This window comes from Bacteroides sp. OF03-11BH (assembly GCF_003604005.1).
In the GTDB taxonomy this organism is placed as follows: domain Bacteria; phylum Bacteroidota; class Bacteroidia; order Bacteroidales; family Bacteroidaceae; genus Bacteroides; species Bacteroides ovatus.
On record NZ_QTMW01000025.1, the window covers coordinates 1 to 14,347 of the forward strand.

Here is a 14,347-nt window from a genome sequence, read left to right on the forward strand (position 1 = left end):
CCGCCGTTTTTAAGAAGCCCCTTGATTCATTTTGAGTCAAGGGGCTTTCTGTGTTTTGGTACTTTGGTATTTATACCGCCCTTTTTAGCAGGTACAAACCGCATAATAGTTTCTTCAATAGAGATGCTTTTTTTAACAAATTAAAAGAATGTTCCCTAGAACAAAACACATTGCAACTTGTTTTTATAGTAGAGACAAATTTTTATGCTTAAATGATGTGAACAATGATACTCGTGTACATTTTATTGCTACATTTGTCGCCGAATCTATAACGAACGCTTTAAACAACTAAAAATACAATGAAACTTTCGCCGAAATTCATATTAGCTTTTGTTCTGCTGATGCTATCTTTTAGCATGGGTGGAAATGCTATGAATTTTTCGGCTTATGCTTCAAACTATGAGGCCTCTTGTCAATTATCAGAATCGTCTTCTGATGTTAATCGTAATTCTTCTGTAGATAATCAGTCGGTTAGTTATGATAACTCGCAGTCATTAACTATTTCTGATGTAGAATTAGGATTTAAATTAGTAACTGAATCAAACTCTAATAATTATCGCCTGCGTAGAATCATTGAAATCAATGACTCATTGAAAGACGTTATGCATAAGTTTCTCGTGTTAAGAGAGAATTCTTTAGTATTAGATCAAAGTAAATCTTTTTATTCGGATAAGGATCCACATTACTCCATTACGTGTAGCGATTACTATGTGTTCGCTCTAAGACATATCCTTATTTAGTTTATTTCCCCCTATTATCCGTTTTTTTCGTACTCTGTATGAACTGTGTGACTTTTTCCTTTTAAAAGTTGCAGGGTCTGTAGCGCAGTGTGCCTAATCGAAATTTTTACTTCCTAAATAACTAAAATTAATTTCTTAACAAAAAACTTATTATGGAAACTACTAAAAAAACTCAAGTTGTAGGTATAAAAAATGCCGGTATCGTAATCATCTGCTGTTTAGTAATAGCTGTATGTATCTTCCAATTCCTATTAGGTAACCCGTCCAACTTTATGAACAATGACCCGAACAATCACCCGTTGAACATGTTGGGTACTATTTACAAAGGTGGTATCATCGTACCTATTATCCAGACATTGTTGTTAACCGTACTTGCTTTGAGCATCGAACGTTATTTCGCTCTTCGTTCTGCTTTCGGTAAAGGTTCATTGTCTAAGTTTGTAGCTAACATCAAAGACGCTTTAGCTGCCGGTGACATGAAGAAAGCACAGGAAATCTGTGACAAACAACGTGGATCTGTTGCTAACGTAGTAACTTCTACTTTGCGTAAGTATGAAGAAATGGAAAAGAACACATCTCTTCCTAAAGAACAGAAGCTGTTGGCTATCCAGAAAGAACTTGAAGAAGCTACTGCTTTGGAAATGCCGATGATGCAACAAAATCTTCCGATCATCGCTACCATCACCACTCTGGGTACATTGATGGGATTGCTTGGTACTGTAATCGGTATGATCCGTTCATTTGCTGCTTTGTCTGCTGGTGGTGGTGCTGACTCTATGGCTTTGTCACAAGGTATCTCTGAAGCTTTGATTAATACTGCTTTCGGTATCTTGACTGGTGCATTGGCTGTTATTTCTTACAACTATTACACTAACAAAATCGATAAATTGACTTACGGACTCGACGAAGTCGGATTCTCTATCGTGCAAACTTTTGCTGCTACTCACTAATTCTGCGAACCCTTATAAAATCTATTATTAATCATGGGTAGAGCGCAAATTAAAAAGAAAAGTACGTTCATAGATATGACAGCTATGAGTGACGTTACTGTATTGCTTCTGACTTTCTTTATGTTGACTTCAACATTTGTGAAGAAAGAACCAGTACAAGTTACCACTCCGGCTTCCGTATCGGAAATCAAGATTCCGGAGACGAATGTACTCCAGATTCTGGTTGATCCGGAAGGAAAAATATTTATGAGCCTCGACAAGCAGCAGGATATGCAGGCTGTATTGGAGAGCATGGGTGAAGAGTATGGCATTAAGTTTACTCCGGAACAGGAGAAGAGATTTATCTTGTCTTCTACTTTTGGAGTACCTATCAGAAGTATGCAGAAATATCTTGATCTCCCGGAAGATCAACGGGATAAGATCCTAAAGAATGAAGGTATTCCATGCGATAGTGTTGACAATCAGTTTAAATCGTGGGTACGTAATGCACGTGCCGCTAACGCTGATCTACGTATTGCTATCAAGGCAGACGCTACAACTCCATACTCAGTGATAAAGAACGTTATGAACTCACTTCAGGATTTGCGGGAAAATCGGTACAATCTGATTACTTCTCTCAAGGCAGAATCTGAAAATTAAAAAGGAGGAAATACAATGAGTGCTGAAGTACAAGAGAGCGGCGGAAAAAGAGGAAAGAGCAAGCAAAAGAAAATGACTGTCCGGGTGGACTTTACACCGATGGTGGACATGAACATGTTGCTGATTACTTTCTTTATGCTTTGTACCACACTGAGCAAACCTCAGACGATGGAGATAAGCATGCCGAGTAATGACAAAGATATAACTGAAAACCAAAAGAGTATGGTGAAGGCTTCACAAGCAATTACGTTATTGCTGGGAGCTGATAACAAACTCTATTATTACGAGGGAGAACCTAACTATAAGGATTATACCTCGTTGAAAGAAACTAGCTACGGTGCAGATGGACTGCGTGCCGTACTTCTTCAGAAGAATGCTGTTGCTGTCAATAAAGTAAGAGAATTGAAGCAGCAAAAACTTGATCTTAAGATCACGGATGACGAATTTAAGAAGCAGGTTTCTGAGATAAAGAGCGGAAAGGATACACCGACCGTGATTATCAAAGCTACCGATGATGCTTCTTATATGAATCTGATTGACGCGCTGGACGAAATGCAGATATGTAATATTGGTAAATATGTGATAACAGATATTGCTGAAGCTGATGAATTCTTGATTAAGAATTATGATGCGAAAGGTGAATTGTCACAAAACTTGGCCGATAATTGATGTAACACCTAAAAAAGAAAAGTAAAATGGCAAAATTAGATTTAGCTTCTTCGGAATGGTGTCAACTGATTTTTGAAGGCAAAAACCAAGCATACGGCGCATATAGAATGCGTGCCAATTCAACAAAACGACATAATGTCGCTATGTTGATTGTAGTGGTCATAGCAGCGGTTGGATTTAGTATCCCTACACTGCTTAAGTTGGCAACTCCGGAGCAGAAAGAAGTGATGACAGAAGTAACTACTCTGTCAAAATTGGAAGAACCTGAAATCAAACAGGAAGAGATGAAACGCGTAGAACCGGTTGCACCTCCTCCCCCTGCATTGAAGAGTTCTATCAAGTTTACAGCTCCTGTCATCAAGAAAGATGAAGAAGTGCATGAAGACAATGAAATCAAGAGCCAGGAAGATTTGAATGCTACCAAAGTATCCATCTCTATTGCCGACGTAAAAGGTAATGACGAGGCTAATGGTAAAGATATCGCAGACCTTAAGCAGGTGGTAACACAGGCTGCACCGGAACCGGAAAAGGTTTTCGATATGGTAGAACAAATGCCGACTTTCCCTGGTGGACAGACTGAATTGATGGCTTATCTGGGTAAGAATATCAAATATCCGACTATTGCACAGGAGAATGGAACACAAGGTCGCGTTATCATACAGTTCGTTGTTGAACGTGATGGTTCTATTTCTGACGTACATGTGGCTCGTGGTGTAGACCCTTATCTGGATAAGGAAGCTGTTCGTGTGGTAAAAAGCATGCCGAAATGGCTCCCTGGTAAGCAGAATGGAAAATCGGTACGTGTGAAGTTCACCGTTCCGGTAATGTTTAGATTACAATAAAAGATGATGAAGAGACAATTTAGGCTGATAGGACTGGTAGCGTTGGTGGTTTTGAGTGCTTGTAACTCAAAATCGAAAGGACCGACGGATACTTATTCTTCCGGTGTGGTATCTATCGCAGCGGATGAGAGTTTCGAACCTATCATACAAGAAGAGATAGAGGTGTTTGAAAGTCTGTACCCTTTGGCCGGGATTGTCCCTCGCTACACAACTGAAGTGGAAGCGATAAATTTACTTCTGAAAGACAGTGTCCGGTTGGCTATTGCAACCCGGACACTGACTAAGGAAGAAATGAATTCATTCCACAGCCGTAAGTTTTTCCCTCGCGAGATAAAATTGGCTACGGATGGTCTGGCATTGATCGTGAATCGTGCTAATCCGGATTCTTTGTTGAGTGTACGTGATTTCCGCCGCATCCTTACCGGTGAGGTGAAAAACTGGAAAGAGGTTAATCCGAATTCCCGTTTGAAAGGGATTCAGGTAGTGTTCGATAATAAGAACTCCAGTACCGTACGTTTTGCAATGGACTCAATCTGTGGTGGAAAAGAGTTGGCTGAAGGTAACGTCAGTGCCTTGAAAACCAACCAGCAGGTGATAGATTATGTAGCGAATAATCCCGACGCTATGGGAGTTGTTGGAGTAAACTGGTTGGGGAACCGCAGTGATACAACCAATCTTTCTTTTCGTGAAGAGATCAGAGTGATGTCAGTGAGTGCGGAGGATGTAGCAACTCCTGCAAACAGTTATAAACCTTATCAGGCTTATTTGTTTTATGGAAACTATCCGTTGGCACGTTCTATTTATGCATTACTGAATGATCCCCGTAGTGGGCTGCCTTGGGGATTTGCTTCTTTTATGACATCCGACAAGGGGCAGCGGATTATATTAAAATCCGGACTCGTTCCGGCTACACAGCCGGTGCGTATTGTCCATGTGAAAGACGAATAATAACTAAAATTAGAGACTATCATGAAACGAGTACAAATGTTTTTAGCTGGAGCGTTTATAGCAGTAGGGTCGCTCTGCGCGCAATCAACCGATGCCGAGTGGCAGGCGGAAGTCGCCAAATTGAAAGAAACTATTCAGACGAATCCGGCACAGGCTGCTGAAGATGCCGAACATCTGATTAAAGGAAAGAATAAAAAGAATGTGGAATTGCTGGTAGCTATCGGAGATGCATATCTGAATGCTGACAAGATTCCCGAAGCGCAGGAGTATGCAGCTCTTGCCCGAAAAGCGAATGGTAAATCGTCACTTGCTTCTGTATTGGAAGGAGATATTGCCGTGAAACAGAAAAATGCGGGTCTTGCTTCTCAAAAATATGAGGAGGCGATTTATTTTGATCCGAAATGTACGGAAGCTTATCTGAAATATGCAGATATTTATAAATCAGCCAATGCAAATCTTGCCATTGAGAAGCTGAATCAATTGAAAGACCTGGAACCGTCCAACACAGCCGTAGACAAAAAACTAGCCGAGATTTATTATTTGAAAAATGATTTTAGTAAAGCGGCAGGAGCTTATGCGAATTTTGCAATGGGGCCGACTGCTACGGAAGAAGATTTGGTGAAGTATGCGTTTGCTTTATTTTTGAACCATGATTTTGAGAAATCGCTCGAAGTGGCTAATATGGGATTGCAAAAGAATGCCCATCATGCTGCGTTCAACCGTTTGGCAATGTATAACTATACTGACTTGAAGCGTTTCGACGAAGCGATAAAGGCAGCGGATATCTTCTTCAATGAATGTGAAAAAGCCGATTATTCGTATTTGGATTATATGTATTATGGACATCTGTTGGAGAGTCTGAAAAAATATGATGATGCAGTAGTACAATATGAGAAAGCGGTAAAGATGGATCCGACGAAGACGGATTTATATAAGAATATCTCTTCTGCTTACGAACAGAAGAATGATTATAAAAAAGCAATCAGTGCTTACCAGAAATATTATGCATCTCTTGATAAGGAAAAACAGACTCCGGACTTACAGTTCCAGTTTGGTAGACTTTATTACGGTGCTGGTACGCAACCTGATTCATTAGCAATCACTGTTGAAGAACGCAAGCAGGCGTTAATGTCCGCCGATTCTGTTTTCCATGCAATTGCGGAAGCAGCGCCGGACAGCTATTTGGGTAACTTCTGGAGAGCACGTGCCAATTCTGCACTTGACCCTGAAACAACTCAAGGACTTGCGAAACCTTTCTATGAGGAAGTAGCCGCTTTATTGGAAAGCAAAAACGATCCTCATTACAATTCAGCTTTGGTTGAATGCTACAGTTATCTTGGATATTACTATTTGTTAGCTATCGAAAATCCGGCATTGAAAGCCGAAGCAAAGGCTAATAAAGATAAATCCATAGAATACTGGAGTAAAATTCTGGCTATAGACCCCGCTAATGCTACTGCTAAAAGGGCATTGGATGGCATCAAATAGTGAATAATTTTAGTTGTTTGTCGTGACAGGAGGAGTGGAGAGTGATCTTAGCTCCTCCTTTTTTTGCACTTTTTTCTCCTTTTCTATTGGAATATTCAAAAGATTACCTACTTTTGTGGTGTACTATTACACTAATACACCTAAAGATCATTATTCATTAAACAGAAATACTATGATTACAGTAGAAAATCTTTCATTTACTTATCGTAAATCGAAGCGTGCGGTACTACGTGATTTTTCGCTTTCGTTCGAATCCGGCAGGGTATATGGACTGTTGGGAAAGAATGGTGCGGGAAAATCTACTCTTCTCTATCTGATGTCCGGCTTGTTGACTCCTAAAAACGGCAAAGTGATGTTTCACGATACAGATGTACGCCGTCGGTTGCCGGTTACTTTGCAGGATATGTTTTTAGTTCCCGAAGAATTTGAGTTGCCTTCGGTTTCTTTGGTCAGCTATATTGAGTTAAACAGTCCTTTTTATCCTCGTTTCAGTAAGGAAGAGATGATTAAATATCTCCATTATTTTGAGATGGATATAGATATTGATCTCGGATCGCTTTCTATGGGGCAGAAAAAGAAAGTGTTCATGAGTTTTGCGCTTGCTACGAATACCTCTCTTTTGTTGATGGATGAACCGACCAACGGGCTGGATATTCCAGGCAAAAGTCAGTTCCGTAAGTTTATAGCATCGGGTATGTCGGATGATAAGACGATTGTGATTTCCACGCATCAGGTTCGTGACATCGACAAAGTGCTCGATCATGTGTTGATTATGGATGACAGCCGTGTGTTGCTGGATGAATCGACAAGTAGTATTTGTGACAAACTTTTCTTTGTGGAGAGTGATGATCGGGAATTGGCCAAAAGTGCGCTTTTTGCAATTCCTACTATTCAGGGTAACTACCTGATCCTTCCTAACGAAGAACAGGAAGAATCGGAATTAAACCTGGAACTTCTTTTTAATGCTACGCTGGCTGCTCCTGGAGAGATAGCCCGATTGTTTCACACTCAAAAATAAAAGACGATGATAAAAGATACTTTTTTCAGTTTGCCTCGTTTTATAAATCTCTGCCGTAAGGAGATGGTGGAGAATTGGAGATCGAATGTGCTTCGTATGGTGTTGATGTATGGAGTGATGGCAGTGGTAATGGTTTGGAACGGATATTTTAAATATAGGTATCACAATACGGCTTATTTTATTCGTCATGCAAATGCTGATCCTGCCTGGGAGTTTATACTGATATCTTTTTTATGTTTTCTATTCGCTTTCGGGTGTTTGAGTGCATCGTTGCTGATGGAAAAGATGAAGAATAAGACTAGTCGGCTCTCTGCATTAATGGTGCCGGCCACTCCTTTTGAGAAGTTTTTTTCTCGTTGGCTGGTATCAACCATCGTATTTTTAGTTGTTTTTCTGATTGCTTTTAAATTGGCTGATTATACACGGGTATCGATTTATTCGCTTATTTATCCGGATGCAAAAGGGGCGATACTTCCTGTCAATCTGGGATATTTAGTAGGCAGCGGGAAACGGTGGTTTTTATTCAATGAAATGTATGAGTTGATATTTGTCCTTTCTATTTATTGCTTTATACGGTCATTGTTCGTACTAGGTAGTTCTGTCTGGCCAAAGAATTCATTTCTCAAGACTTTTGTTACTGTTACCATTATTGTTCTGATTTATGTAGTGGTAGGAATAGTGGTGGGGAATATGTTATTTAATGGAAGCAACAATAGGGATTGTAGCTATATTTTTTCTTCTATAACGGAGCAACAAGCTTTTACCTTGGCATCCATTGCCTTTGTGCTTTTTGCATTAGTAAATTGTACGCTTGCCTATTTCCGTTTTAAGGAGTCCGAAATAATTCAACGCATGTAATAATTTAGCCTATGAATTTTAAAGAAAGTAAAGCTATTTATTTGCAGATCGCTGATAGGATTTGTGATGAGATACTTCTGGGGCAATTGGGGGAAGAGGAACGCATCCCGTCTGTCAGAGAATATGCTGCTATTGTGGAAGTAAATGCCAATACAGTGATGCGTTCATTCGATTATCTCCAGTCACAGAATATTATTTATAATAAACGCGGCATTGGTTATTTTGTCGCTACCGGTGCAAGGGAATTGATTCATTCTTTGCGAAAGGATATTTTTTTGAAGGAGGAATTGGATTATTTTTTCAGGCAGATCAAGACGTTGGATATTCCTATCAAAGAGATAACCGATATGTATCGGGAATTTTGTAAAAAAGAAAAGTAAAACAAATATTATGAAACGTACAACTTATATATTAATAGGGCTTTTTGTAGCCGGATTTTGCATGCTGGTAGGCGGAATGTTTGTGATGTATTGTCTGGGGAAACCATACTTTTCCAATCAAATAAACCTGCAAGGAGAACAGCTAGTCCAAGAACTGCCGACTTGTCGGGTGATCTGGATGACTCAAACAGAGATGAATACGGAAGAACGTGGTATTTGGCTGGCAAATTCTCTCTTGGGAGTTTTGCCTTCAAAAGGAGAGAAGAATACGTTCTCTTGTTCAGAGAAAGTAAATGAATATCTGAAAATGACTGTTATGGGAGATACATTGAAGATCGTTTTGGACTATTCTCTGATTGATTTTCCACAAGAGTTTAAAGAGTCTAAATATGTGGGAATGATTACAGGAGATATGCAACTGAATTTGACATCCAAAGTGGAATGTGTTATAAATGATATTTATATGCAGAAGATAGCTCTCAAAAAACTGACAAAGGATTCCATTTCCATCGATACTCCTAATTCTATCATGGTAGATTCTTGTGATTTTAGAGCTTTGAGTGTCATTAGGGGTGGTAGAAATGTGGAATTCCAAAGTGGAAATATCAATAATCTGCATTTGAATTTAAATAGGATGAATGATTGGTCTGTGAATGTTGAAGAATGTCATATTGATACAGAATATTTAACAGGTCAAAATGTTAGTGTACAACTTCAAAAGGGAGAGTGCCGGCGTATGTTTTGGATTCCCGAGAAAGATGATTCTAAGTTGAAGGTCACATTAACTGAAAAAGCCTGTGTGACCGTAATGGAATAATCCGGTGGACGTATAAAATAAAAGTCTGATAAAAAAGCAAGTTTCAGCCAAACGAGGACAACCGCCTGATAATGTGCGGGAAACGCTCTTTGTTTGGCTTTTCTTCTGGACGGCAAAAGCCACCGATAGACAAAGGTAAGACAAAGTTAGGTTACCACATCATTACCAACGGTAAAAATGCAAATCGGCTATAAGTCGCTAATTGTCTGCTTCTTGCGTTAAGTTGCGTAACCTCTTGTAACTCAAAGTAAACTAATTTTGTAATCTGTAAACTTTGAGTAAGATGAGAAGTACCTTTAAAATTTTGTTCTATCTCAAAAAGAACAACCCCAAACCCAACGGAACAGTTCCAGTAATGGGAAGAATCACGATTGACGGAACAATCAGCCAGTTCAGTTGTAAGATGAATATATCGCCCAACCTTTGGGATACCAAAGCCGGAAGGCTGACAGGTAAAAGTACATTAGCGGTAAAAACCAACCTCGCTTTGGATAAAATCCGTGTCGATATTAACCGCCACTATTAGGAAGTAATGCAAACGGACGGCTTTGTTACGGCTGATAAGGTAAAGAACGCTTATTTAGGGTTAGGAGTAAAGCAAGATACATTTTTAACCCTCTTTGCCAAACATAACCAAGAATTTTCCCTGTACCGGGTAATGGTACTTGTAATGCCATATTAAAAAAGATAGGCAAGCAATGCGGGATTAAAACACGGCTGACCTACCATGTCAGTAGGCATACTTTCGGAACTTTATTGACTATCTCACAGGGAGTTCCGATAGAAACCGTTAGCCGAATGATGGGGCATACCAATATTAAAACAACCCAAATCTATGCCAAGATAACCAAAGAGAAAATAAGTCAGGATATGGAAGCCCTATCCCATAAATTAAAAGGATTGGAAATGCAGATAATTGAAAGAATGTGAATCAAACAAGAATTTTATTGATAAAATTGATTCATTTTTACACTCTTTGATTTGATGTATGGAGTTACCTTTGCAAAGAACAATAAGTATATTAAAATGATACGATTACAAAATATAAACCTAACTTCTACTGAAGCAATACAGAGATTAGCTAATAATCACGCAATCGCTGTAAACCTACGGGATGCGTTTCCGTATCCTTATACGATTGAGGATGCTATTACAGTATGTTATATAAACTTTCAAAATTAAAACGTCAGTGAATCACACAGTGTAAGAACATGAAGGTAATCATTACGAGGTCAACAGGAATAGTCGGTTATAAAATTGCTGACGAAAGAATATTAATAACTATAAAAATTATAAAACAATGAAATTTAGTAACGTAAGATTATTAGTTAAAGATTTTGCTAAGTGTTTTAAGTTTTATTCCGAGCAACTAGGTCTGGAACCGGCTTGGGGTGACGAGAACAGTGGGTATGCCTATTTTAAGGTAGCAGACGGAATAGAAGGATTTGCTCTTTTTGTATCCGATTGGATGGCTCCGTCTGTAGGCAACGCAGATAAAGAATTGCCTGTAGGATATCGGGAGAAATCACTTGTGGCATTCAGTGTGGATAATGTTGATGATACTTATAGAGCATTGAAAGAAAAGGGTGTGATATTTGTTAACGAACCTACCGATATGGCTGATTGGGGGAGCCGCACGGTACTTTTGCGTGATCCTGAAGATAATTTAATAGAACTTTTTTCACCATTGGCTCCGGAACAATGGAGTGAAGAACTAATAGAAGAAAATAAGAAGTACGAGTAACAGGGCTATATATAACGGTTCATAAACAGAGAAAATAAAAAAAATAATTATACTTGAATAAAATGGTACACTTAGTTTATTGTGACGATAAAGCCAAAGCATTAGATAAAATAATGAATGGCAGTAAAATAATGATCGTTCGTGGAGCGGCAGGAAGAAAAATCCCCCACAGCCGGGTAAACGAAGGTGAAATACTCTACTTCATGCAGAAAGATTCGAAGAAAATCTCTGCTAAAGCCATGGTAACCCATGTAGACAACTATACCAAACTTACCGATTCGGAGATTATCGAAAAACTAAATAACCCTAAACTCGACCTGACAGACAAACAAAAGGAACGCTGGCATAAGAAATGCCTGATATTGGTAGAGTTTTCCGGCTTGGAGAAGATTGAACCTGCACTTGATTTTGAACATCAAGGAAATATGGATGATTGGTTGATTATCGAGAAAATCGAAGATGTACTTGTGGGAACAAGCATTCCCTATAATTACGAAAAAAGTAAGTTTTAATAAGGACAATGATTAAATTGAAAGTAGAAAAAGTAGATTTATATAGTAACATCCTTGAAAAAGAGATGTCAATGCTAGTGTATTTACCCACAACCTATAATCATCTCGATTCACTTCCTGTGTTATACTTTTTACACCAAAGAAGGGGTGATGAAAATATAATGTTTGAAATTGATATACATACAACAGCAGATAAATTGATAGAAACAGGGAAAATAGAGCCGATGATAATTGTATGTCCGAGAATGGAAAACAGCCGTGGCGTAAACTCGTCCATAGTCTGTAAGGAAATCCCTGACCCTGTAAAATCTCATAGAACGATACATTTAGGGAGATATGAAGACTACTTTATAGATGAGATAATACCTTTCATAGATAAAACGTTCAAAACCATAAATGACAGGAAAGGCAGATACATCGGTGGTGCTTCCGCAGGAGGATATACCGCTTTACACAATGCATTCAGGCATCAGGATAAGTTTTCGAAAGTTGGAGGACACATGCCTGCATTACTGCTCGAACTCGAAGATGAATATAAATCCTTTTACAGAGATATGAATGATTGGGAAAAGTATGACCCGCTATATATTGCAAAGCACAATGATATTTCTTCTGAAATGAAGGTTTATCTTGATGCAGGAGAAAAGGATGAGGGCAGGTTTTATGAAGGGGGCTCCATTCTTCACAATATGCTAAAGAAAAAAGGAGTAAATACTCAAAATTACCTGTTTCCGGGACATCACAATACGGAATATGTACAATCCAATGTTAGCAAGTATCTGGAATTTTACGGTTCTATTTGAGATACTTTAATTTAACTCATAAAAAACAATTCAAATCTAGAAAAAGTGGGTTTTGAAAAAGAGGCTGTTATTAAATCCTCAGTAATAAAAGAGGGGAAAATAATTGATGAACATTTATACAGTATTAGAAAGACATGAAAAAAGATATAGGTGAACATATTATCAGCAAATTGGATTTACCGGATATAGTTAAGATACTATCCGATGAATTAAGTGGGTCGGAACTGAACACTATTTTATTGGAGGTTTTTAACAGGCGCATCCAGCAAGAAACGCCCTCGTCTTTATTAAATAAATACGAGGGGAATAAACTTGTCAAACCTGCCAATATAGATGTTTTAAGGTACAAAGAACAAGAATTGACGTGCTATAAAGTATTAGCCAGCAGAGGATTTGAACCGATAGAACATTCTCCTGCCGCACAGTTGGGAACGAGTAGTGTTGTTGCTACCGTAGACCAAAAGAAAGTGTTGACAGCTTTAAGAAATACAGAAATGCAGGCAGACCCAACCAATGCAACAGCCTTGCATTATGCTTCATTAAAGAAAAAAGGCGGATTAGATAGCCGAACCTACAACTACAGTAATATTTCACGGATTATTCGAACACAGGTATTTGACAATCCTAATTTCACTCCTCATTTTTCAGTTATTTGCCTGATTTCCTGTGGTAAAGATACAGGGAGTTTTAATTTTGAAAAAGAGGAACTACTTAAACACCTGACAGCATCGTATGACGTTTTACGAAGTTACAGCTTTGAACATATATACTTCGAGATTATCCCATGCAAAGGGTATGACGGTCAAAGCCCATTAATTACAGAGTCAATATCATATGTTCAGAAAAACAGCGACCATATAAAAGTATCGGTTGTCGAACCCGACTATGAAAATAACTATTACTATGGCTTTCGGATAAAAGCAAAAATAGTAGTAGGCGAGAATGTGATTGAGATTGGCGACGGTGGGTTGCTCGACTGGACGCAACAACTTCTAACCAACAGGAAAGAACGCATGATGACAATGGGTATTGGCTTTTCGGTACTACATATAATAACAAAATAACATGGTAAAGGGCAAGGTCATATTTGAAGATGAAGAAAAAATAGAGATTAAATATCCCTGTTTTGAACTAAAGGATATTGTCGAGTATTATTTCGAAATAAAAACTCCGGACAATTCTATAAATCCGTTCTCACTTATAGCTTTGCCCAATGCTAATATTATAGTTTCAGTTTACTTGTCAGACAAGAGCCAAACATTCAAAGTTCATCGTGGACAGGGTATGTCTGATACATCAGGAGATAAAATCTCCGGCAGTTTGACAGACGCAATCGCCGTGATACACGCTCCCGGAACCCATGAATTTTCAATAAAATTCAAGCCGGGAGTTTTATACTCCTGTTTATCCGAAGATATTCCGACTTTGGTAGATAATAGCTTGCCATTGCAAAAATATCTAAATCAAAAAATAATAGACGAACTAAAATTGAAAACCTCTTTTGATGGGCGGGTTCTGTTTGTAGAGAATTGGCTTTTAAGTAATATGAAAATCTTTAGTTCTGACTTTAAGCTTAAAGCTGTAACAAAAGCAATTTACTACATTAATAATAGCCATGATTACAAGCTAAATGTTGTAAGCAAAGAGGTCGGAGTATCAAATCCTACTCTCAACAGATATTTCAAAGAAGTATTAGGAGTATCGCCTAAACAATGCTTTAAAGCTCTACGCTTCAAAACAGCATTGAAAAACTATAGAGCCAAAGGTAGTTATGATTTATATGACGAATTGGGCTATACTGATTTTTCTCATTTTGTAAAAGAAGCTAAGAATTTAGCAAACAACCCCCCATCAGAATTATAAAAAGTAGTAAGAACGATAAAACACATAAATAAAAAATCATTCAGCATAAAACAGGACTTCGGTCTGACAATCAATA

General features: G+C 38.4%; 16 protein-coding genes and 1 pseudogene. All 17 read left to right on the plus strand.

Annotated elements, in window-relative coordinates:
- Positions 1-299: 299 nt before the first annotated feature.
- Positions 300-740, plus strand: coding sequence for a hypothetical protein (locus DXA54_RS17480; RefSeq protein ID WP_004306908.1), 441 nt, complete (start codon positions 300-302; stop codon positions 738-740).
- 152 nt (positions 741-892) lie between these two features.
- Positions 893-1,690, plus strand: coding sequence for a MotA/TolQ/ExbB proton channel family protein (locus DXA54_RS17485; protein ID WP_004306909.1), 798 nt, complete (start codon positions 893-895; stop codon positions 1,688-1,690).
- A 33-nt stretch (positions 1,691-1,723) separates the two neighbouring features.
- A complete protein-coding gene (locus DXA54_RS17490; protein ID WP_004311924.1) occupies positions 1,724-2,329 on the plus strand; it encodes an ExbD/TolR family protein in 606 nt (201 codons plus the stop codon).
- Positions 2,330-2,344: 15 nt separating this feature from the next.
- Complete coding sequence (locus DXA54_RS17495) at positions 2,345-2,998, plus strand: ExbD/TolR family protein (protein WP_004296286.1); 654 nt, start codon at positions 2,345-2,347, stop codon at positions 2,996-2,998.
- Between the two features lie 26 nt (positions 2,999-3,024).
- Complete coding sequence (locus DXA54_RS17500; protein WP_008652020.1) at positions 3,025-3,840, plus strand: energy transducer TonB; 816 nt, start codon at positions 3,025-3,027, stop codon at positions 3,838-3,840.
- Between the two features lie 3 nt (positions 3,841-3,843).
- Positions 3,844-4,788, plus strand: coding sequence for a PstS family phosphate ABC transporter substrate-binding protein (locus DXA54_RS17505; RefSeq protein ID WP_004296284.1), 945 nt, complete (start codon positions 3,844-3,846; stop codon positions 4,786-4,788).
- 21 nt (positions 4,789-4,809) lie between these two features.
- Complete coding sequence (locus tag DXA54_RS17510; RefSeq protein WP_008652018.1) at positions 4,810-6,276, plus strand: tetratricopeptide repeat protein; 1,467 nt, start codon at positions 4,810-4,812, stop codon at positions 6,274-6,276.
- Between the two features lie 172 nt (positions 6,277-6,448).
- Positions 6,449-7,294 carry an ATP-binding cassette domain-containing protein gene (locus tag DXA54_RS17515; RefSeq protein WP_004327120.1) on the plus strand — a complete coding sequence of 282 codons (846 nt, stop codon included), beginning with the start codon at positions 6,449-6,451 and terminating at the stop codon, positions 7,292-7,294.
- 6 nt (positions 7,295-7,300) lie between these two features.
- On the plus strand, positions 7,301-8,152 hold the full coding sequence (locus DXA54_RS17520) for a hypothetical protein (protein ID WP_008652015.1): 852 nt from the start codon (positions 7,301-7,303) through the stop codon (positions 8,150-8,152).
- An 11-nt stretch (positions 8,153-8,163) separates the two neighbouring features.
- Positions 8,164-8,532 carry a GntR family transcriptional regulator gene (locus DXA54_RS17525; protein ID WP_004306916.1) on the plus strand — a complete coding sequence of 123 codons (369 nt, stop codon included), beginning with the start codon at positions 8,164-8,166 and terminating at the stop codon, positions 8,530-8,532.
- Between the two features lie 10 nt (positions 8,533-8,542).
- Positions 8,543-9,349: a hypothetical protein gene (locus DXA54_RS17530; RefSeq protein ID WP_008652011.1), complete on the plus strand. Its 807-nt coding sequence runs from the start codon at positions 8,543-8,545 to the stop codon at positions 9,347-9,349.
- 283 nt (positions 9,350-9,632) lie between these two features.
- Positions 9,633-10,279: pseudogene (locus DXA54_RS17535) on the plus strand (tyrosine-type recombinase/integrase).
- 370 nt (positions 10,280-10,649) lie between these two features.
- Complete coding sequence (locus tag DXA54_RS17545; RefSeq protein ID WP_004306920.1) at positions 10,650-11,093, plus strand: VOC family protein; 444 nt, start codon at positions 10,650-10,652, stop codon at positions 11,091-11,093.
- Between the two features lie 62 nt (positions 11,094-11,155).
- Positions 11,156-11,605, plus strand: a complete 450-nt coding sequence (locus DXA54_RS17550; RefSeq protein ID WP_032853010.1) for a hypothetical protein — start codon at positions 11,156-11,158, stop codon at positions 11,603-11,605.
- Between the two features lie 8 nt (positions 11,606-11,613).
- A complete protein-coding gene (locus DXA54_RS17555; RefSeq protein WP_004306922.1) occupies positions 11,614-12,408 on the plus strand; it encodes an alpha/beta hydrolase in 795 nt (264 codons plus the stop codon).
- A 134-nt stretch (positions 12,409-12,542) separates the two neighbouring features.
- On the plus strand, positions 12,543-13,472 hold the full coding sequence (locus tag DXA54_RS17560) for a hypothetical protein (RefSeq protein WP_004306923.1): 930 nt from the start codon (positions 12,543-12,545) through the stop codon (positions 13,470-13,472).
- 1 nt (position 13,473) lies between these two features.
- Positions 13,474-14,271 (plus strand): helix-turn-helix domain-containing protein, encoded by a 798-nt coding sequence (locus tag DXA54_RS17565; RefSeq protein ID WP_120080195.1) that lies wholly within the window; start codon positions 13,474-13,476, stop codon positions 14,269-14,271.
- Positions 14,272-14,347: the final 76 nt, after the last annotated feature.